22 protein-coding genes are annotated in these 19,664 nt (G+C 68.9%); 11 read left to right on the top strand and 11 right to left on the bottom strand.

The features are described 5' to 3' along the window. Nucleotides 1-5 precede the first annotated feature (5 nt). Entirely contained in the window at nucleotides 6-1,823 is a 1,818-nt protein-coding gene (locus GUI43_RS14790) for a glycoside hydrolase family 3 protein (RefSeq protein WP_112699049.1), read from the bottom strand. 201 nt (nucleotides 1,824-2,024) lie between these two features. Here GUI43_RS14790 and GUI43_RS14785 point away from each other — a divergent pair, with 201 nt between their 5' ends. The 3 genes from GUI43_RS14785 to GUI43_RS14775 are packed head-to-tail and all read left to right on the top strand — an operon-like array spanning nucleotide 2,025 to nucleotide 4,590. After that, the gene (locus tag GUI43_RS14785) at nucleotides 2,025-3,002 is read left to right on the top strand and encodes an ABC transporter ATP-binding protein (RefSeq protein ID WP_428842212.1); all 978 of its coding nucleotides are present in this window, start codon (nucleotides 2,025-2,027) and stop codon (nucleotides 3,000-3,002) included. A 15-nt stretch (nucleotides 3,003-3,017) separates the two neighbouring features. Further along, on the top strand, nucleotides 3,018-3,776 hold the full coding sequence (locus tag GUI43_RS14780; protein WP_211326699.1) for an ABC transporter permease: 759 nt from the start codon (nucleotides 3,018-3,020) through the stop codon (nucleotides 3,774-3,776). A gap of 31 nt (nucleotides 3,777-3,807) precedes the next feature. Further along, the gene (locus GUI43_RS14775) at nucleotides 3,808-4,590 is read left to right on the top strand and encodes an ABC transporter permease (RefSeq protein WP_112699047.1); all 783 of its coding nucleotides are present in this window, start codon (nucleotides 3,808-3,810) and stop codon (nucleotides 4,588-4,590) included. Nucleotides 4,591-4,606: 16 nt separating this feature from the next. On the opposite strand, the gene GUI43_RS14770 is transcribed toward GUI43_RS14775, so the two are convergent. After that, entirely contained in the window at nucleotides 4,607-5,470 is an 864-nt protein-coding gene (locus GUI43_RS14770) for an NmrA family NAD(P)-binding protein (protein WP_112699067.1), read from the bottom strand. Between the two features lie 86 nt (nucleotides 5,471-5,556). On the opposite strand from GUI43_RS14770, the gene GUI43_RS14765 reads away from it, so the two are divergent. Both GUI43_RS14765 and GUI43_RS14760 read left to right on the top strand, forming a co-directional pair. Continuing rightward, complete coding sequence (locus GUI43_RS14765; RefSeq protein ID WP_112699046.1) at nucleotides 5,557-6,261, top strand: TetR/AcrR family transcriptional regulator; 705 nt, start codon at nucleotides 5,557-5,559, stop codon at nucleotides 6,259-6,261. A gap of 356 nt (nucleotides 6,262-6,617) precedes the next feature. Next, complete coding sequence (locus GUI43_RS14760; protein WP_249037757.1) at nucleotides 6,618-8,000, top strand: FAD-dependent monooxygenase; 1,383 nt, start codon at nucleotides 6,618-6,620, stop codon at nucleotides 7,998-8,000. Between the two features lie 142 nt (nucleotides 8,001-8,142). Here GUI43_RS14760 and GUI43_RS14755 read toward each other — a convergent pair whose 3' ends face one another. Next, nucleotides 8,143-8,670 carry a pyridoxamine 5'-phosphate oxidase family protein gene (locus tag GUI43_RS14755; protein WP_112586892.1) on the bottom strand — a complete coding sequence of 176 codons (528 nt, stop codon included), beginning with the start codon at nucleotides 8,668-8,670 and terminating at the stop codon, nucleotides 8,143-8,145. After that, nucleotides 8,667-9,335: a DUF899 domain-containing protein gene (locus GUI43_RS14750; protein ID WP_112586894.1), complete on the bottom strand. Its 669-nt coding sequence runs from the start codon at nucleotides 9,333-9,335 to the stop codon at nucleotides 8,667-8,669. Before GUI43_RS14750 ends, GUI43_RS14755 begins: the two co-directional genes overlap by 4 nt. A 129-nt stretch (nucleotides 9,336-9,464) precedes the next feature. Here GUI43_RS14750 and GUI43_RS14745 point away from each other — a divergent pair, with 129 nt between their 5' ends. The 4 genes from GUI43_RS14745 (at nucleotide 9,465) to GUI43_RS14730 (ending at nucleotide 13,304) form a co-directional block, all read left to right on the top strand. After that, nucleotides 9,465-9,926, top strand: a complete 462-nt coding sequence (locus GUI43_RS14745) for a winged helix-turn-helix transcriptional regulator (protein ID WP_112602389.1) — start codon at nucleotides 9,465-9,467, stop codon at nucleotides 9,924-9,926. A gap of 128 nt (nucleotides 9,927-10,054) precedes the next feature. Next, the gene (locus GUI43_RS14740; RefSeq protein WP_112699044.1) at nucleotides 10,055-11,956 is read left to right on the top strand and encodes a S9 family peptidase; all 1,902 of its coding nucleotides are present in this window, start codon (nucleotides 10,055-10,057) and stop codon (nucleotides 11,954-11,956) included. A 173-nt stretch (nucleotides 11,957-12,129) separates the two neighbouring features. Beyond that, on the top strand, nucleotides 12,130-12,906 hold the full coding sequence (locus tag GUI43_RS14735) for an arsenate reductase/protein-tyrosine-phosphatase family protein (protein WP_112699066.1): 777 nt from the start codon (nucleotides 12,130-12,132) through the stop codon (nucleotides 12,904-12,906). Continuing rightward, nucleotides 12,903-13,304, top strand: a complete 402-nt coding sequence (locus tag GUI43_RS14730) for a VOC family protein (RefSeq protein WP_112699043.1) — start codon at nucleotides 12,903-12,905, stop codon at nucleotides 13,302-13,304. The genes GUI43_RS14735 and GUI43_RS14730 overlap by 4 nt, the downstream gene beginning before the upstream one ends. Before the next feature lie 146 nt (nucleotides 13,305-13,450). On the opposite strand, the gene GUI43_RS14725 is transcribed toward GUI43_RS14730, so the two are convergent. Further along, nucleotides 13,451-14,236 carry a phosphotransferase gene (locus tag GUI43_RS14725; protein WP_112699042.1) on the bottom strand — a complete coding sequence of 262 codons (786 nt, stop codon included), beginning with the start codon at nucleotides 14,234-14,236 and terminating at the stop codon, nucleotides 13,451-13,453. A 325-nt stretch (nucleotides 14,237-14,561) separates the two neighbouring features. Between GUI43_RS14725 and GUI43_RS14720 the strand changes: the two genes are divergently transcribed. Next, the gene (locus GUI43_RS14720) at nucleotides 14,562-15,242 is read left to right on the top strand and encodes a nucleoside/nucleotide kinase family protein (RefSeq protein WP_249037755.1); all 681 of its coding nucleotides are present in this window, start codon (nucleotides 14,562-14,564) and stop codon (nucleotides 15,240-15,242) included. Between the two features lie 46 nt (nucleotides 15,243-15,288). Here GUI43_RS14720 and GUI43_RS14715 read toward each other — a convergent pair whose 3' ends face one another. Both GUI43_RS14715 and GUI43_RS14710 read right to left on the bottom strand, forming a co-directional pair. After that, nucleotides 15,289-15,813, bottom strand: a complete 525-nt coding sequence (locus GUI43_RS14715; RefSeq protein ID WP_112699041.1) for a hypothetical protein — start codon at nucleotides 15,811-15,813, stop codon at nucleotides 15,289-15,291. Between the two features lie 13 nt (nucleotides 15,814-15,826). After that, the gene (locus tag GUI43_RS14710; protein WP_112699040.1) at nucleotides 15,827-16,288 is read right to left on the bottom strand and encodes an HNH endonuclease; all 462 of its coding nucleotides are present in this window, start codon (nucleotides 16,286-16,288) and stop codon (nucleotides 15,827-15,829) included. Between the two features lie 135 nt (nucleotides 16,289-16,423). Here GUI43_RS14710 and GUI43_RS14705 point away from each other — a divergent pair, with 135 nt between their 5' ends. Beyond that, a complete protein-coding gene (locus GUI43_RS14705; RefSeq protein ID WP_112586910.1) occupies nucleotides 16,424-16,816 on the top strand; it encodes a hypothetical protein in 393 nt (130 codons plus the stop codon). An 87-nt stretch (nucleotides 16,817-16,903) separates the two neighbouring features. On the opposite strand, the gene GUI43_RS14700 is transcribed toward GUI43_RS14705, so the two are convergent. The 4 genes from GUI43_RS14700 to GUI43_RS14680 all read right to left on the bottom strand — a co-directional run bounded on the left by GUI43_RS14700 (nucleotide 16,904) and on the right by GUI43_RS14680 (nucleotide 19,587). Then, entirely contained in the window at nucleotides 16,904-17,464 is a 561-nt protein-coding gene (locus GUI43_RS14700) for a dihydrofolate reductase family protein (RefSeq protein WP_112586912.1), read from the bottom strand. 4 nt (nucleotides 17,465-17,468) lie between these two features. After that, nucleotides 17,469-17,957 (bottom strand): SRPBCC family protein, encoded by a 489-nt coding sequence (locus GUI43_RS14695; protein WP_112699039.1) that lies wholly within the window; start codon nucleotides 17,955-17,957, stop codon nucleotides 17,469-17,471. Then, on the bottom strand, nucleotides 17,957-18,367 hold the full coding sequence (locus GUI43_RS14690; RefSeq protein ID WP_112602425.1) for an ArsR/SmtB family transcription factor: 411 nt from the start codon (nucleotides 18,365-18,367) through the stop codon (nucleotides 17,957-17,959). Before GUI43_RS14690 ends, GUI43_RS14695 begins: the two co-directional genes overlap by 1 nt. A 281-nt stretch (nucleotides 18,368-18,648) precedes the next feature. After that, complete coding sequence (locus GUI43_RS14680) at nucleotides 18,649-19,587, bottom strand: LysR family transcriptional regulator (protein WP_112699038.1); 939 nt, start codon at nucleotides 19,585-19,587, stop codon at nucleotides 18,649-18,651. Nucleotides 19,588-19,664 lie beyond the last annotated feature (77 nt).

The following is a 19,664-nucleotide window of genomic DNA, read 5'->3' as shown; positions in this document are numbered from 1 at the left end:
GCCTCCTACCAGCTCAGGCCGTGGCCGTAGGGGTAGAGCACGAAGCCCGCCCCCTCGGCCGTGGGGATCGTGACCGGCAGCCGTCCGCTCGGGGACAGTTCGCCGTGCAGCGCGCGGACGAGGGCGTCCATCGCCGCGCGGGTGTACGAGTACGTCGCCAGGTAGGTGGTGACACCCGGCAGGTACGCGATGTCGTACGGGTCGCGGACGGCCACGACGACCACGGGTTTCCCGGTGCCCAGCAGCGCCGCGACGAGGCGTTGCTGGGTGGCTCGCGGGTCGGTGACGGCGGTGTCCCACGCCTTGTTCACGAGCACGACGGTGAGGTCGTGCTCGGCGGCCTGGCTCGCCGTGGCGGTGATCGTCGCGTCGGAGGGCAGGGTCGCCGGTCGGGCGGTGACGCGGGCACCACGCGTGGTGAATCCGGCGGCGACCGTCGCGACCGGGGCGAAGGCGGCGCTGTCCCAGCCGGTGATCAGGACCGACCGGTCGGCGTGGGGCAGGGGCAGCACTCCGGCATCGTTGCGGACGGCGGTGAGCGTCGGGTCGGTGACCTGGGTGACGGCGGCGAGGTGCTCCGGAGCGCCGACGGTCCGGACGGCCTTCTCGACGTCGACCAGCGGTGAGCGGGCGAGTCCCTGGCGATACTTCACGCCGAGGATGCGCCGGACCGACTCGTCGATCCGACGCTCGGTGAGCTCGCCGGTGGCGATGGCCCGCAGCACCGCGTCCCGCGCCAGCGCCAGATTCGGCGGCATCAGGAGCTGGTCGGCGCCGGCCTTGAGCGCCAGTACGGGCACCCGCTCGTCGCCGTACCTCGCCCGCACGCCAGCCATGTTCAGCGCGTCGGTGACGATGACGCCCCGGAAACCGAGCTCACCGCGCAGCACGCCGGTGAGGATCGTCCGCGACAAGGTCGCGGGGTCGCCGGACGGGTCGAGCGCCGGGACCACGATGTGCGCGGTCATGATCGTGTCGACACCGGCGCGGATGGCACGCTTGAACGGCGGCGCGTCGATCCGATCCCACTCGGCGCGGCTGTGGTTGATCACCGGGAGACCGGTGTGGCTGTCGGTGGCCGTGTCGCCGTGCCCGGGGAAGTGCTTTGCCACGGCGGTCACCCCGGCCCGGTCCTGGAAACCGGTGACCTGGGCGGCGGTGAGGTCGGCCACGAGGGTGGGGTCGGCGCCGAAGGACCGCACGCCGATCACCGGGTTGCCCGGGTTGACGTTGACGTCGGCGATCGGCGCGTACGGCTGTTGGATGCCGACGGCGCGCAGCTCGCGTCCGGTGACCTCCGCCGCCGTCCGGGCGGCCCGGGGCGACCGCCCCGCGCCCAGCGCCATCGACCCGGGGAACTGGGCGGCGGGGGAGGGCATTCGCACCACCGCGCCCTGCTCCTGGTCGGTGGAGATGAGCAGTGGAACCCTGCCCCTTGCCCCGTCGCCACGGGCAGCCCTCTGCAGTCCATTGGAGAGGGTCGCGATCTGTCGGGGGCTGTCCAGGTTGTGCGACCAGGAGAAGTAGCAGACGCCGCCTAGGTGGTACCGCTCGATCACCTCGGCCGGTGTCTCCACACCGAAGGCGGCGACGTTCGCGGCCCGGTCTGCGGCGCTGGGGTCCGTGGCGTCACCGCCGTAGACGTAGGTGGCGAAGAGTTGTCCGACCTTCTGCTCCAGGCTCATGTGTCGCAGCGTCGACGTGACCCAGCCGTGCTCGGCGGTCGATGGGCGCACCGGCGTGGCGGCCTGGGCAGGCAGGGAAGCGAGGGTGGCCGCCAGTGTGGCCGCCAGGGCGGTCGCGGTAACGAGTCGGGTCTGCATAGACGCCTCTCAGTCCGGGTGGCTGAAACTTAGCTACACGCCAGCCACCCGTCAAGAAGACAACCTACAGATTGCCGCCGGCCGAAACGGGAGGCCCCCGGGAGTCCTCGAACCGTCGCGAAAGGACACTCTATGCGGAGTCGAGAAATTACAAAGCCTTGCTCGAATCTTGCAGAGCGCTGTTCGTGTTCGTAAACTGCCGTGGTGAGCGAGCACTCTTTGGTCCAGGCGAGCAAACTGGCCAAGATCTATCCAGCACGCGGGTCCACAGCGGAGTTCCACGCGGTCGACGGCATCGACTTCGCGGTCGAGCGGGGGGAGTCGTTCGGGCTTCTCGGCCCCAACGGCGCCGGCAAGTCCACCACCATGCGGATGATCGCCGCCACGTCGCCGATCAGCGGCGGCAGCCTGCGCGTGCTGGGCATGGACCCGATGAGACAGGGGCCGGAGATCCGTGCCCGGCTGGGCGTCGTCACGCAGGACGATTACCTGGACAACGAGCTCACCGTGCGGGAGAACCTGCACATCTACGGGCGATACTTCGGCCTGCCGCGGGCCGTCATCCGGGACCGCGCGACCCGGCTGCTCGACTTCGCCCAGCTTCAGGAAAAAGCCGGCGACCAGGTCGAGACGCTCTCCGGCGGCATGCGGCGGCGTCTGACCATCGCCCGCTCCCTGATCAACGAACCGGACATCCTGCTGCTCGACGAGCCGACCACCGGCCTCGACCCGCAGGCCCGACACATCCTGTGGGACCGGCTCTTCCAGCTCAAACAGCAGGGCGTCACGCTCATCCTCACCACGCACTACATGGACGAGGCCGAGCAGCTCTGCGACCGGCTCGTCGTGGTCGACCACGGCCGCATCGTCGCGCAGGGCTCACCCCGGGAACTGATCACCAGGTACGCCACCCGGGAGGTCCTCGAACTCCGCTTCCGCCTCGACGAACGCGACACCGCGGCGCAGAAGCTTCGGACGTCGGCGCTGGCCACCGGAGGCAACGACGCCGAGGGCCGCGTCGAACTGCTCCCCGACCGGGTGCTCGTCTACACCGCCGACGGCGAGGCCGCCCTCGCCACGGTGCACGCCATGTCGCTCACGCCGCTCACCGCACTGGTCCGCCGCGCGACGTTGGAGGACGTGTTCCTCAAGCTCACCGGCCGATCGCTCATCGAGTAGCAGGGGAGGCCACTGGTGCTTCGTGTATTCGGGTACTGGTTGACGCGCTACCGGCGTACCTGGCGGGGCTCGATCGTGATCAACGTGCTGAACCCGTTGCTGTTCCTCATCGGCATCGGTGCCGGGCTGGGCGCCCTCGTCGACGACAACGCGCCCGCCCAGATCGCCGGCGTCTCCTACGCGGCGTTCTTCGCCCCGGGCATCCTGGCCGCCGCCGCGATGCAGAACGCGTTCCTGGAAGGGGCCGCCGGGGTCGCCCGGGCCGCCGGCTTCGGGGCGTACCGCAGTGCCACACCGACGCCGCTGAGGCCGGAGCAACTCGCCGCCGGGCACCTGCTGTTCATCACCTTCCGGGTGCTCATCGCCAGCGGCGCCTTCATCGTGGTGATGGCCGCGTTCGGGTTGATCGGGGGATGGTGGGCCCTCGGCGCCCTGCTCGGCGCGACGCTGACCGGGGTCGCGTTCGCGGCACCCGCCGCCGCGTGGGCGGTCGGCGTACGCAAGCTGCGCCACATCGACACGGTGTTCCGCTTCGTCATCATGCCGCTCTACATGTTCTCCGGCACGTTCTTCGCGGTCTCGCAGCTGCCCGAGTGGATCCGACCGGTGTCCTACCTGCTGCCGCTGTGGCACGGGGTGGAGCTGTGCCGCACCCTCAGCCTCGGCACGGCGACGGTCACCGGCAGCTCCGTCCACATCGCCTACCTGCTGGTGCTCGCGATCGGCGGCTTCCTGATCGCCCGGGTCACGTACCGCCGACGGTTGCACCCGTGACGGCCCACGCCCAGCGCCCCGTGGAGGCATCATGACCACCGTCGCCGTACCCGCCTGGACGAGACGCCGGGCCCTGGCGCTCATCGAACGCAACTTCATGATCTACCGCCGGTCGGTCACGCCGCTGCTCAACGCGCTCGTCGAACCGATCCTGTACCTGCTGTCGATCGGCGTCGGCGTCGGGATGCTCGTCGGCACGGTCCCCGGTGTCGACGTCCCGTACGCCGCCTACGTGGCCCCGGCGATCCTTGCCACCACGGCGATGAACACGGCGTTCAACCAGACGAGCTTCGGTGTGTTCGTCCGGATGAGGGTCGAGAAGACCTACGAGGCGATCCTGCCGACACCGCTCTCCGTCACCGACATCGCCGTCGGCGAGGTGACCAGCGCGATGATCAACGGGCTGCTGACGTCGATCGGATTCCTGGCCCTCATGGCCGTCGGTGGGCTGGTCACGTCGGCCTGGGTGCTGCTGGCCCTGCCGGCGTCGCTGCTGATCTCGTACGCGTTCGCGGCCGGCGGCCTGGCCGTCACGACGTACCTGCGCGACTTCCCCGACTTTCAGTACATCCAGCTCTTCATGCTGCCGATGTACCTGTTCGCGACGACGTTCTATCCCCTGTCGGTCTACCCCGAGGCGGTGCGGCCGCTGATCCAGGTGCTGCCGCTCTACCACAGCATCGAGCTGGTCAGGGAACCCGCATTGGGCCGCCTCGGCTGGGACCTGCTGATCCCGGTGGCCTACCTCCTCACGTTCGGCTCGATCGCGATGTACGTCGCCACCCGTCGAATGACCCGGGCGATGCTGCGCTGATCGGCTCGCGAGCGCGTCATCGCTTGGCGACGATGGCCTCGAGCACCGTGCGGACGGGTGTCGGGCGGTGGCCGATGACTGCCTCCAGCGTCGGATCGGTCACAGCGAACTCCTTCTCCCGCGCCGCGCGGTACATGCCGAGAGTGAAGTCGGCCGCCGCGGCGGGCATGCCTCGCTCGATGGCGGACGCCCGCCACTGGTCGTCATCCACGACGACACGTTCGACGCTGCGGCCCGTGATGTCGCTGAGGATGGCGGCCACCGCTTCGAGGTCGAGCATCTCCGAGGCGGTCAGCGGTGCCGTGACCCCGTCGAGTACGCCATCGTCGGTGAGAGCGACGGCTGCCGCCTCGGCCAGGTCGGCGTGCGCGGTCCAGGAGACCGGGCCGTCCGCCGGCGCCACGAGTCGCCCGGTCTCCAGCGCCGTGCCGATGGAGAAGCTGAGCGTGCTCGCGTAGAAGCCGTTGCGCAGGGCGGTGAAGGGAATCCCCAGTCCAGCCAGGTGTTCCTCGGTCGCGGCGTGCGTGGGCTGGGCGGCGAAGAGCGAGTCCCGGGAGGCGGCCTGGTGGCTGGTGTAGAGGATTCGACTGGCTCCCGCGGCGCGGGCGGCGTCGATGGCGGCGCGGTTCGCGACGAACGCGCCGGGGCCGCGGATGGCGGCGGAGACGATGAGGACCTTGCCGGCACCCTCGAAGGCGTGCCCCAGCGTGGCCGGGTCGGTGAAGTCCGCGACGCGCACCCGCACCCCACCCTCGGCGAGGCCGGCGGCCCTGTCGACGTCGCGCACGCTCACGCCCACGGCGTCGGGCGACAGCCGGTCGAGCAGCCGGTCGACGATCTGGGACCCCAGTTGGCCAGTGGCACCGGTGACGACGATCATGATGAACACTCCCTTGTTATCGGCGTTACGGCGCGAACGTTATCACCGATAATTCATGGATAACAAGTCACTGTTAGCATCGGTTCATGGTGACGACGCAGGACACCCGCGACGACGTCCGTGCGGGCATCGTCTCGGCAGCGACCGAACTGCTGCGCGAGAAGGGCGCGAACGCGGTGACGACCCGCGCCGTCGCCCAGGCCGCGGGCGTGCAGGCGCCGACCATCTATCGCCTGTTCGGCGACAAGGACGGCCTCATCGACGCCGTCGCCGAACACGTCATGGCCACCTACGTCAGCGGCAAAGCGGTCGCAGCGGACGGCGACCCGGTCGCGGACCTGCGCGCCGGATGGCGCGCGCACGTGGAGTTCGGCCTGACAAACCCCGAGTTGTACGCGCTGATCGCCACCCGGGGGAGTGGCGCGCCCTCGCCGGCAACTGTCGCCGGCCTCGACGTGCTACGCCGCCGCGTCCGGCGACTCGCCGCGTCCGGCCTCCTCCGGGTCGATGAGGAGCGCGCGCTGATGATGATCCACTCTGCGGGCAACGGCACCATCCTCACGCTGCTGGGAATGCCCGCCGACCAGCGCGACCCGGGTCTGGGTGAGGCCATGCTCGATGCCGTGCTCACCAGCATCCTGGCGACAACTCCGATAACACCCGACACCACCGGGAACGCGGTCGCGGTGACCTTCGCGACGGTGCTGCCCAACCTCCCGGGGCTCACCGACGCCGAACGCGCGCTGATGGCCGAGTGGCTGCACCGATCGCTGACCCACCAGACGCCGTGATCACGTGACGAGGAAACAACTCGACGGGATCACGCTGGGGGATATAGCTTGCAGTTGACCGCGACACCGCCCGAGGAGGTGAGACCCATGAACGTTGTAGCGATGTGGGTGCTCCCCCTTGCCGTCACGGTCGGGCGATTGACGTAGGTGTCGCCGGGAGCGCCTTGCCAACACGGCACTCCCGAGAGGCGACACCCATGCACCCTCCGCAATTCACCGCCGATTCGCCGTCGACCGAGCCGGTCGAGCCCGACTCCACCGTGGGCGACGTCCGCCCAGCACTGTCGGCTCCCAACGCCGATCGTGCGCTCCCCACGTACGACGTGATCATTGCCGGATGCGGGCCGACCGGTGCGATGCTCGCCGCCGAACTGCGGCTGCACGACGTCCGGGTCCTCATCGTGGAGCAGAAGACCGAGCCGGCGTCGGCCGTCCGCATCGTCGGCCTGCACATCCGCAGCCTGGAGCTGATGGCGATGCGCGGGCTGCTGGACCGCATCCTCCCGCACGGGCGGCAGCGTCCGGCCAGCGCCTTCTTCGCCGCCATCGCCAAGCCCGCGCCCAAGGGCCTGGATTCCCGGTACGCCTACCTGTTGGGCATCCCGCAGCCGGTCATCGAACGTCTGCTCGAAGAGCACGCCATCGAGCTGGGCGCGCAGGTCCGGCGCGGTCGGGCGGTCGCCGGTTTCGAACAGGACGACGAGGGTGTGACAGTCGAGCTGGCCGACGGGGAACAGTTGCGGTCGCGCTACCTCGTCGGCTGCGACGGCGGGCGCAGCACGGTGCGCAAACTGCTCGGCGTCGGCTTTCCCGGCGAGCCCGCCCGGACCGAGAGTCTGATGGGCGAGATGGAAGTGGGCGTCCCGCAGGAGGAGATCGCCGCCACGGTGGCCGAGATCCGCGAGACCCATCAGCGGTTCTGGCTCCGGCCCGCGGGTGTCGGGGTCTACAGCGTCCTGGTCCCCGCCGCCGGGGTCAGCGACCGCGCCGAACCGCCCACCCTCGACGACTTCAAACACCAGTTGCGCGCCATCGCCGGGACCGACTTCGGCGTGCACTCCCCGCGCTGGTTGTCCCGCTTCGGCGATGCCACCCGGTTGGCCGACAGCTATCGGGTCGGGCGGGTGCTGCTGGCCGGCGACGCGGCGCACATTCATCCGCCCATCGGCGGACAGGGCCTCAACCTGGGCGTCCAGGACGCGTTCAACCTCGGCTGGAAACTGGCCGCGCGGATCCGCGGCTGGGCACCGGAGGCACTGCTGGACACCTACCAGGCCGAACGCCGTCCGGTCGCCGAGGCGGTGCTGGACAACACCCGAGCCCAGACGGAGCTGCTGTCCACCGAACCGGGCGCACAGGCAGTGCGCAGGCTGCTCACCGAGTTGATGGACTTCGACGAGGTGAACCTCCATCTGCTGGAGAAGATCACCGCCATCGGTGTCCGCTACGACTTCGGCGCCGGCCCCGACCTGCTCGGTCGCCGCCTGCCCGACATCGACGTCAAACAGGGCCACCTCTACGGTCTGCTGCACGGCGGCCGCGGTCTGCTGCTGGACCGCACCGAACGCCTCACGGTTGGCGGCTGGTCAGACCGGGTGGACTACCTCGCGGATTCGAGCGCGGCGCTGGACGTTCCAGGTGTCCTGCTGCGCCCCGACGGCCACGTCGCCTGGATCGGCGACGACCAGCAGGACCTGGACGACCACCTCTCCCGCTGGTTCGGCAGGCCCGCCCACTGATCTCAGGCCGGCGGCCTCGACGTCAAGGTTGAGGAACTATCAGCGACCGGGCTCGGGGTGAACGCTCTGAGTTGCCCCGAGCCCGGTCACTGATGATGTGAGGCTGGACGTGCCGGTGACAGTTCATGACACAGCCCGGCAGTCAGGTGCGATTGAACCGCCAACGGGTCGCGGTCAGTCCGTCCGTGCCATAGCCGAAAGCCCGGACGGGGGAGACCTTGTAGAAGGCATACCGGGGCGACCCCGGCAGACTCTCGTCATGGACTCGGCCGTCCCTGATGGCGAACGTCCAGCCGTACTTCGTTGCGAAGGCGGCGGCCACCCGGCGCAGCGCGGTCTCGCCCGACACCTGGTGAGCTTCACCGCTTACCACCAGGTCGAGGTTGTCGCTGCTCACGGTGATGACAGCGCGGGGGTTGCCGGCCAGGTTTCGGCTCTTGCGGGAGTTCGGGCGACTCGCAATGCACGGCACCCCATCCACCAGCACCGGCATCACCGGCGCGGCATGTGGACGGCCATCCGGACTTACCGTGGACAGCCAACACTTGTGCGCCGACTCCAGACAGGCCAGTGCCTGGCTCCAAGGCTTGAGTGTCGCCACGTCGGTGTTGAAGGGTGTGGCATCTTCCTGCCCGAAGAGGAGTTCAGCGACTGGCGTGTCGACCCTCATGACGGGTCCTTGGTCGTGTCGTACTCGTCGTGCAGCCGCCACCACTGGTAGGGCTGGGTCTGCGGCCAGCCTTCCGGCGAGTCCTCCCAGGTCTCCTGTCGACCGTATGGCGTCAGGTCGAGGAAGGACCAGTTACTGCCGAGCCGTTCCACGCCCCGGGCGGTGGTGGTGTAGGTGCGGAAGATCCGGTCGTCGGCGCGGAGGAAGACGTTAAGCGCGAATCCGTCGCCGGTTCCCATGTCGGCGTTGAAGCTGTTGTTCAGCGACGAGTACCAGGGCAGGGCCCAACCCATTCGCCGCCGCAGCGCCAGCAGGTCGTCCAGTGGGCCATGGGACGTCAACGCCAGGGTGACGTCGCGGGCGTTGAGGTGGGCCGGGTGTCCGACGTTGTCGGTGAACATCGAGCAGCCGGAGCAGACAGCGTCGACGCCGTGCCACATGAAGGTGTACACGATGAGCTGGCGGCGGCCCTGGAACAAGTCGGTCAGACTGGCAGGCCCGGACGGGCCCTCGAACACGTAGTCCTGCTCGACCGGCGTCATCGGTAGCCGGCGACGCGCCGCGGCCACTGCGTCGAGCTGGCGGGTGAGTGCCTTTTCGTGGACGCGCAAGGTGTTCACTGCCTCTTGCCAGTCCTCGGTCGGCACGATCGGCGGATGGTTCATACGGGCCTCTTTCGGCTTCCATACGCGTGTGGAGGGGGCTCGAACGAGTCCGTCTCCTTAAGGAACGGACTGGTTGTGACGCTAACAGAGTCAGTTCCTTGAAGGAACCACCTTGCGTATCGTGGTGTCATGCAGCGAACGCAATTCGGCGCCATGGCGTGCTCGATCGCCCGCACCCTCGACGTCATCGGTGAGCCGTGGTCACCGCTGATCCTGCGGGACGTCTACGCCGGCACGCACCGCTTCGAGCAACTCCAGCGGGGACTCGGCATGTCCCGCAAGGTGCTCGCCGAGCGGCTGAACTGGCTGGTCGAACAGGGCGTCCTGGCCCGGCGTGAGTATTCCGCCCGGCCGGTCCGGCACGAATACCTGCTCACCGACAAGGGCAGGGAGCTGTGCGATCTGCTGCTTGTCATGGTGAGGTGGGGTGACCGGTGGACGGCGGGCGAGGCCGGCCCGCCGGTGCTGTACCGCCACCACGCCTGCGGCAAGATCAGTCATGTGGAACTGCGGTGCTCGGAGTGCGAGCAGCCCATGCGGGCCACTGACATCGACCTGCTGCCCGGACCCGGAGCCCACCCGGAATCGTGACCAACGGATCGGTTGGCGTACTGGTTTGTGGCCGCCGATCGATCCCGGCACGTTCGGTGAGAATCGGATGCGTCGATCCAGTACCGGACCGAAGCATGATGTTCTGTCGATGCTGGCAGACTCATCGCATGACGGGTCTGACAGCCGAGCTCGTGGTCGATGGTTGCGCCCCGCAGGCCCCGGCGCTCGCACCGAATGGACGCTTGCTCTGCTACGTCCTCGCTCCCCTCAGCCGGACCGGTGACCACCTCGACAGCGAGCTCTGGCTCGTCGACACCGATGCCGCCGTCGAGTCACGCCGGGCGACCGCCGACACCGCGACCGAATCCCAGCCACGCTGGTCGGCCGACTCGGGAACGCTGTTCTTCCTGTCCGACCGCGCCGGCCGCGGCACCCCGCAACTGCACGGGCTCACCCTCGCCGACGGCACGGTGACCACGTTGTCCAGTTGGCGCGGCGGCGTCCTCGACCACCTGCCGCTCAGCGACCCCAACCTGGTCGCTCTGCTCGCCGAGGACGAACCCACCGAGCAGGACGCGCGCCGCGCCCGGGACCGCGACGACGCCATCGTCGTCGGCGAGCGTGAACCGCGCGTTCGACTGCGCCTGCTCGACCTGGGCACCGGCCGGGTCACCACCCCGAGTGTGTTCGGTGACCGGCACGTCGTGGAACTGCGCCAACGTCCCGACGGCGGCCCAATTGCCGTGCTGACCTGGGCCAGTGCTGACAACGACCACGGTCCACGCGCCGGCCAACTGCACCTGTTCGATCCCACGACCGGGACCGCGGAGAACCTCGGACCGGTCGAGGTCGACGCACGATCTCTGGCCTGGTGGCTGGGCGCGGACGGTTGGCACCTCGGTTACATCGCGCTCACCCCACCGGTTCTGCAGGCCGGCACCGCAGTGTTGGACGTGGCCGTGGACAGCCGCGTCCTGTGCAACCGCACCGCTGGTCTCTCGATGTGCCCCACCGAACTTCGCCAGACCGACGCCGCACCGCTGGTGGTGTTCGCCAACGGCCTGAACACGTCCCTGGCCCGGCTCGACCCCACCGACCTCACGATCCTGTCGCATCACCCCGGACGCCTCGACAACCTCACCACCACCCCTACCGGCGACAGAATCGCGGTACTGACCGGCACCCGCTACCAAACCCCGAACGTTCACATCGGAGCGCCAACCGGGCCGCTGCGAAGAATCACCAACACCCGTCCGGAACTCGGCCGCATTCCGCTTGGCACGCAACAGCCGCTGGCCTACCGCGCCGTCGACGGCCTCGACCTGGACGGCTTGCTCGTGCTGCCGGTCGGAAAGACCGCATCGGAAGGCCCGTTCCCGCTGGTCACGATCGTGCACGGAGGCCCGTACGATCGCTACGCCGATCGTTGCCAGCTGTTCTGGTTTCCCAGTGCGCAGTGGTTGGCCGCCGCCGGCTACGCGGTGTTGCTGCCCAACCCGCGCGGCGGCCAGGGCCATGGCCACCAGTTCGCCGCCAGCGTCGCCGGCCGGGTCGGGCAGCAGGAGTGGACCGACATCCTGACCGGCATCGACCTGCTAGTTGCCGAGGGCATCGCCGACCCCGACCGGCTGGGCATCGCCGGCTGGAGCCACGGCGGCTTCATGTCCGCCTGGGCCGTCGGCCAGACCGACCGCTTCCGCGCCGCGCTGGTCGGCGCCGGCATCATCGACTGGGGCATGCTCGCCGCGACCGGGGAGAACGGCCAGTTCGAAGCCGCACTCGGTGGCAGCACCGGCTGGTCCGGCATCGGCCCACACCCACACGACGCGGTCAGCCCGATCTCCTTCGCCAGCAACATCCGCACTCCGGTGCTCATCCTGCACGGCGCCGAGGACACCAACGTCCCCCTCGGACAGGCCGTGTACCTCCACCGGGCGCTACGCCACTTCGACGTCGAGCACGAGTTCGTGATCTACCCGAGAGAGGGCCACTCGATCCGGGAACGCAACCACCAACTCGACGTCCTGCGCCGGACCCGCGCCTGGTTTGATCGCTGGCTCCGGACCTGACCTGAGCTGACTGTGCGGCCGGACGGCTGTACGCCACCGGCGCCCCGGCCGGTTCGTACCGACGAAGTGGGCCGGCCACGTCAACGCGTACGGCCGGAACTGGGAGTTGGGCGTGTGGCCACATTCCCGCTCACCCCAAACCGATCAAACCAGTTTGATGTATATTCGTGGTCATGGTGCCGCCGAGTCACACTGCGCCGCCGTTCGTCCGGCTGGCCGCACACCCACTGCGCTGGCAACTGCTGACCGCACTCGCCCGCAGTGACCTGCGAGTCCGCGAACTGGTCAGCCTCCTGGCCCAGCCGCAGAACCTTGTCTCCTACCACCTACGGCTGCTGCGCGACGGCGGCCTGGTCACCGCCACTCGCAGCAGCTTCGACGGTCGCGACAGCTACTACCACCTCGACCTCGACAGCTGCGCCCACGCGCTGGCAGGCACCGGCGCCGCTCTGCACCCCGCCCTGCAGTTGGGCAGCACTCCACCGGCCCCGCCGGTCCACCCGCCGCGAACCGTGCTGTTCGTGTGCACGGGCAACAGCGCACGTTCCCCCATCGCCGAAGCCCAGCTCCGACGCCTCACTGCCGGCCATGTGCAGGTGACCAGCGCAGGAACCCGCCCCCGACCGCAACTACACCCCCATGCCGTGCGGGTGCTGCGCGACCACTTCGGCGTCGACGTCGCGAGCCGGCACCCGCGGCACCCGCGGCACCTGGACACGCTCACCGGCCGCCGCTTCGACTACGTGATCACCCTGTGCGACAAGGCCCGAGAGGTGTGCCCCGACTTCGGCAACCCGGCCGGTCAGCTGCACTGGAGCATCCCCGACCCCGCCGCAGCCGGCACCAGGGACGACTACCCCGCCTTCTTGCAGGTTGCTGCCGACATCGACACCCGCGTGCGGCATCTGCTGCCCGTCCTCGCCACCGATCCCCAGGAGACCAAACCGTGAGCACACCTGAGCAGTACGTCAGCGTCCGCTACCTCGTCGACGATGTTGACGCCGCCGTCGACTTCTACACCGCCCACCTCGGTTTTCACCTCAAGATCAGCGCGGCCCCCGCCTTCGCCGACGTGGTCCGCGGCCCGCTACGACTGCTGCTGTCCGGACCCGCCAGCTCCGGCGCCCGCGCCACCCCGAACGACGCCACCAGCCCCGGCCGCAACCGTATCCACCTCATCGTCGACGACCTGGACTCCGAGATCGACCGGCTCCGCGACGCTGGCCTGGCGTTCCGCAGCGAACTGGTCTCCGGGCCCGGCGGCCGTCAGATCCTGCTCGCCGACCCCGCTGGCAACCTCATCGAACTTTTCCAACCCGTCCGCGAAGCCACCCGCGCCAACACCTGAAGCCGGTCGCACTTCGCTGCCGCGCAGCCCGCCAGGGCAAAGTCGATGTTCCTCAGCGTCGACTCCGCCGCAGCCCAGCCGCTCATGCCCGGGATCTCTCGCGCATCCAACGCACGCCGTGCGGGGCCAATGGGGGCGCTGGTGGCCTAGGCGACATCTCGGCCCAACTGATCGGCGTGCGCGGTGATCCACCTCGCGTCGCGTCGGTAGAGCCCGACGTGACTGCGAATGCTCTCCTGTCCCTGATCGGCTCGCGCCTCGGTAAAGGCGGCGAGGTCGTGTAGTCGATGGACCGCGGCCTGAAGGACGTGAGCAGGGTCTTGCCCCGAGCCGTAGGCATCGCAGAGCATGCGCAGCCGACGTGCCCGCTCGCGTACGTCACTGTCGATTGCGTCGCCGTTGTCGGGATGGGCCAGCGGCACCAGCCGGTAGGCAAGGTAGGCCAGATCCCACGACCGGGGACCGGGCGAGGCCGTGTCCCAGTCGATGACTCCGGTGAGCCGCCGGTCGGTGAAGACCATGTTGTACGGCGCGAAGTCGTTGTGACAAATGACCTCAGCTGGCTGTCGCACCGGGAACTGCCAAACTCCGCCGACGGTGTCGAAGCTGGCGGTGGCCTGGTGAAGTTGTGCAAGGTGGACACCTGCATCGGTGAGGACGTCATCGCTCCAGACCCAGTCCGGCAACGGGTACTGCGGCACGATGCCCGGCAGGTACGAGACGCTGTCGCGTCCGTGCTCATCGGTCCCAAGCGGTTGCGGAGCCCAGGTGACCCCACGCTCACGTAGATGTCGGAGCAGGCGTTGAATCGTCGGGCTCCAGGTCCCGGCACCGCGCCGCACAGTGGCACCGACACGAGTTACACCCCCCATGTTGCCGCCCGGTAGCGCTTCCTCCTGCTCGTCGACCGCGTTCGCGCTGTGGTCATTCATGCCGACATCCTCAACGCGTGGGGGCCGCAAAGCCACAGCGTTCCCGAGGCGGCCGACGAGTGGGCCTGAGCTCTAGGGAGCCGAATACTGGATTGTTATTAACGATAATCCGCTAATTACCCGGGACGAAAGGTGCGAAACGTGCAGGCACCATAATGACAGTTATGCTGTGTAACGAATGAGACTGGTGTAAGTGGCCGGACGAGCCGCCTGTCCTGTCCCGACGGGACTTGATGCGGGTCGCTGGTGGTGAGGCTTCTGCCAGAATGACTTCCTCGATCCGTGGGGGCGTGCGGCGCTTCCGGTCCATGGACGGAGGAACGGCGTGAGCGTCGCGCGGGAGCAGTTGCTTGACGATGTCGCTGACATGGTTCCGACGTTCCCCGCGCCGCAGTGCGTACGGGTGGCCGTTGACGGGGTCGATGGGGTGGGTAAGTCCACGTTCGCCGACGAGTTGGCCGCGTTGCTGAGCAGCCGAGGGCGTCATGTCGTGCACGTGTCGGCGGACGACTTTCATCACCGTCGGGCTGCGCGGCATCGCCGGGGCCGGGATTCGCCGGAAGGCTTCTGGCTCGACAGTTACGACTACGAAGCCCTCGTCCACAACGTGCTGGAGCCGTTCGGTCTCGGAGGCTCTCGCCGTTACCGTCCTGCTGTCCATGATCTTCGGAGAGACGAGGTCCTGGATCTTGCGTGGCGGACCGCGGCGCCTGGCGCGGTACTCATCGTCGACGGGCTGTTCCTGCACCGTGACGAGCTGGTGGAGTTCTGGGACTTCTCCGTCTTTCTTGACGCGCCGTTCGCGGTCACCGTGGCCCGGATGGCCCGACGCGACGGCTCGCATCCGGATCCCGAACATCCCAGCCTCAGCCGCTACGTCGGCGGCCAGCGGCTGTACTTCGCCGCCTGCGCGCCTCACGAACGCGCTGACGTCGTCATCGACAATCAGGATGTGACCAGACCGGTCCTCGCCAAGGTGAACATCGGCCGACGATCATCGAGGTGAGTTGCGGGGTGCCTGCTACCGCAGCACCTGCTCTGCTCCTGATGCTTCAGACCGGGTTGCCATACCCGCCGGGTAGGACACCGCAGTTTCGGCAGGCCCTTCCCGGGCGGGGGTTCTCGTCGCCGCAGGCCAGGCAACGTCCAGCCGGGTCGACCCCTGCGGCGTACGTATCGAGCACCCGCTCCACCACGATGGAGAGCTCCTCGGTGGGATGCTTCTGCGGATCGGGGCAGTAGGCGATGTCATGGCAACCCCACGAGTCCCACGGATGCGGCGTCGTGGGGACTCGTCGGCCCTCCTGCTTCTGCAGTCGCCGCTGGGCCGCGAAAGCGACTGCCCTGGCCAGCACCAGAACGCGGGCTGTCTCGAGTTCACCGAGGGCCCGGACCAGCGACGGGGGGTCAACCTCAATGTCGCCGGGGATGCGGTGCCGGGTCGCCAGGTGATGCCAGGTGGCGTGGAAGCCGTACGGCGCGAAGTGGTAGAGGCAGTCCCGTAGATGCGAACGGCGCCGTCGAGGGCTGAGGCTCTCGTCACGCACCCGGCGGGCGGTCGCGGGGAAACTGGTCATCTCAGGACGATCACTACGAGCGGCCGTACGCAGCGCGGGCCTGGGCTACCTCGGCGGCCTCGCGTTCACGCCAGCGGCGTTGGGCCTCCCGGTTGCAACTGCGACAGACCCGACGGTACCGGCCGGTGGCCGGGTCGAGCTCACGGTCGTGGCCGTTGCGGCACTGTGCCAACTGGTTGCGGCCGCGGCAGGCCTCGGCCCGGCTGAGCTGGCGCAGATGTGTCGGCTCGATACAGTCGGCGGCACCGCAGGTCTGATCGACGTCGAGGGCGGGGTCGTACCCGCCGACGAGGACGACGTACGCGGCGATGTGCGCCCACGCGCGACCGGCGACCTTCTGGTGCACCCCGCGTCGCCGCCCGTAACCTTCGATGACCAGGCAGCCGTGCTCGGTACGGTGTGAGCGTTCCAGCAGGTAGACGCGCAGCGACTCCTCGGTGTGGTACCGGGACAGACCCTTCACGGCCGAGAGCACAGGGTCACCGTACCCAGGTCGCACAGCCTCGTCGAACGACGGCGGACCCGACGGCGCGCCCGCTCGGCGAATGGTCGCGCTCCGGCCGGTAGCCGGCCGCGCTGTCCACACCAGAGCTGCCGTAGCCTCGCCGGGGTGGGTCTGCTGTTGGTGCTGCGCGCTCCGCTGCCGCGTCCGAAGAGCCTGCGTCGGGCTACCCGCGCGCAGCGGCGGGAGCGCCATCGCGCCGACGCCGACGAGTGGACCGCGGCGCAGGAGCGCGGTTTGCTGCTCGACGTGCCGGTGGAGGAGTTGCTGGCGCTGCTGAACGCCGCCGGCGGTAACCGACTTCCAATCCTGGGTCAGCTCAGCCCGTGGTCAGATGGCGTACTCGTTCGTGAGGATCTGCCGCAGCTCGACGCTGACGTCGACCGTCTCGCGGCGGCGGCGGCTGACGACGCGGAGCGTGAGCTGGTGGCGGCGCTGAAGGCGTTGTTGGCGCGGTGGCGTGACGAGCCTGGCCTGACGCTGCACTGGTATGGAGACTGACCGAGATGCGAAAGGTCGCACAGAACGAGCTGGACGCCCCGTCGGCGTCACCGACACACCTCCGGGTCGGTGACGCCGACGACCGTCTCAGGTGCGGATGCCGTAATGCAGGGACGCCACGCCGTTGCTGAATCGGCGGTTGCTCAGTAGCTCCAGGTCAAGGCGGATGCCGCTGGGCAGCCCGGGCTTGCCTCCGCCGGTGAGGATGGGATGGATCAGCAGGTGGCACTCGTCGATCAGCCCGGCCTGGAATGCCTGCGCCGCGAGGTGTGCGCCTCCGATGGTGAGGTCACTGGTGGCCGAGGCTTTCATGGCGCGTACCGAGGCGGGGTCGAAGTTCCTTTCGAGCCGGGTTTTGGCGGTCGAGGTCGCGTCCAGCGTGGTGGAGTAGACGATCTTGTCCGCTGCCTGCCAGACGTCGGCGAAGTCGGCAGTGAGCTTCGAATGTGCGGCCAGGGCAGGGTCGGTTTCCCAGACGGACATCGACTCGTACAGACGCCGGCCGTAGAGGTAGGTGCCCATGGGCCTGACGAGGTCGGTGATGAACGTGAGGTAGTCGTCGTCGGGTGGAGTCCAGTCGAATCTGCCGTGTTCGTCCTCGATGTAACCGTCGAGGGACACGTTGTTCACGTAGATCAGCTTGGCCATGGCGCTACGCCTCGACGTCGACTGCGACGGGGTGGGCATTCCGCAGTGTGGCGTCCAGTTTGGAGAAGGCCTCGTTCCAACCCTGTTCGGCGGGGCCAACCACCCTCCCCGGGAGCCACTGACGGATCTCAAGGCGCGTCCGTCCATCGGCCTCGTCGTGGAACTCGACCCGCATCCTTGTCTCGTGCGGCTCAATGCCCTCCGGCAGCTGCCCGGTGACGTGCGCGACGCCGTCGAGCAGTTCGCCGTCGACGACGTCGGTGAGGTCGATGTGGACGTCGACTCGAAGGTCGGGTTGGGTCGGGAAGACCTCGGTCCACCGCTGGTAGCCGCCAGGCCGAACGTCGAATTTCATTTCGCCGCGGGGCAGTGAGTTGCCGATCGGTCCCCACCATGCGGCCAGGTGGTCCGGGTCGGTGAAAGCTCGGTAGACCAGCTCCCGTGGCGCGTCCACCACTCGTGAGATGACGATTGGCGGCTTGTCGCTGTCCATCAATTCTCCTTGTCGTGAGCCTTGCTCGGGGATTCCCTGTCGGGACACGCCGAGCCGTGGGTCGTTCGGTCCGTTGGTCGGCCGGCGGCCTGCACGGCCGCGAGGTGGGCGTCGAGGCGGGTGAGGGATGTGTCCCAGAACCGCCGGTAGCGCTCGATCCACTCGGCGGCTTCGCGCAGCGGGGCGGCCTCAATGCGACTCATCCGCAACTTCCCCGACCGGGTGCGTGAGATGAGCCCAGCGCGCTCAAGCGCCTTCAGGTGCCGCGACACCGCCGGCATCGAGATCGGGAGCGGAGCGGTGAGTTCGGTGACCGTGGCGTCGCGGTCGGCCAGCTCGGCGAGGATCGCCCGTCGAGTCGGGTCGGCGAGCGCCGAGAACACCGCGCTGAGTTGATCGCTGCCAGACACCAGAGCCTCCAATCACTTAACCAACACGTTAAATGTAGTGCCGGATGAACGCGTGTCAACACGCCGAGACATCGCGGGTAGACGTGCAGCCTCGTCGAGGTGCCGGCGGGCGCCGACCCGGCGGTGGCCGCGGCACTGGGCAACCCCGGGCTCGCGGCGTGGCTGCCGCTGCCCTCGCGCGGACGCCCCGCTGGCAGCGGTACGCGCGTGGGCCGAGCACCACATGGCTGCCGTTGGTCGGGCCCGCCGCCGTCACGACGATCAGTTGTCCGCCGACCTGGCTAGCTGAGGTGCGCCCAAGCCGGTAGCCAGACCTCGGCGCCGGGTGCCTGCACCAGTCGGGAGCCGAGGTGGTCGCGAAGTGCGGCCAGCGCGGGGTGCGGGTTGTCGTCGCGCCAGATGAGTGACATGGGGTAGATGGGTGCCGGGCCGCGCACCGGTACGCGCCGCAGGTCGTAGCTGTCCGGCCACAGGTACCGGGTGCGTTCCCCCGCGAGGGTCGCCAGCTCCGCGGAGTCGGCGATCTCGGCCAGCAGCGCCTCGTTGCCGAAGACCGGCCCGACCAGGTCGATGGTGAGGCCGAACGCGGCGGCGAGTTCGTCGTAGTAGTCGGCCCATTCGGTGCCGGGAGCCATGCCGGGCATCCAGATGGGGTGCTCGGCGAGTTGCGCGGGCGTGACGGTGGGGGCGTTGGCCAGGGCGTGGCGGGGGCCGACGAGCAGTTCGTGGTGTTCGTCGATCACGCGGGTGGTTCTGATCGCGGCGGGCAGGTGACGCGCGGCGACGGTGACGGCGTGGAAGGTGGCGTCGACAGTCCCCGCCTCGACGGCGGCCATCGCGGCGTGGACGTCGGCGTCGAGGGTGACGACGTCCAGCTCGATGCGGGGATGCGCGCGGTGGAAGTCCTGCAACAGCACCGCCGGTGCGATCCGTCGACTGTGCACGTCGACGCGCAGTGCCCGTCGGCCGGGGCGTACTGAGGCATCAGCGCGCGCCTCGGCCCGGAGCAGTTCACGGGCGTGCGGCAGGAACGTCTGACCGTCGACGGTGAGGTGGGTGCCGCGCGCGGTGCGGGTGAACAGCCGTACCCCGAGGTCCTTCTCCAGTGCGGCGATGCGCTTGGAGACGGCCTGCTGGGTGATCGACAGCGCGGCGGCGGCGTCCTGGAACTGGCCGGCGTCGACGGCGGCGACGAACGTACGGACGGCGTCGAGGTTCACCCGGCAAACCCTACTGACACAACCTCTGGTTGTGGCACGTCGCCCATGCGGTTGTTTGATCCCTGATCACTGGGCTT

Origin of the sequence: Micromonospora noduli, from assembly GCF_003264365.1 — a bacterium.
In the GTDB taxonomy this organism is placed as follows: domain Bacteria; phylum Actinomycetota; class Actinomycetes; order Mycobacteriales; family Micromonosporaceae; genus Micromonospora; species Micromonospora noduli.
Note: the sequence above shows the minus strand (reverse complement) of the source record. Positions and strands in the feature narration are given on the sequence as shown.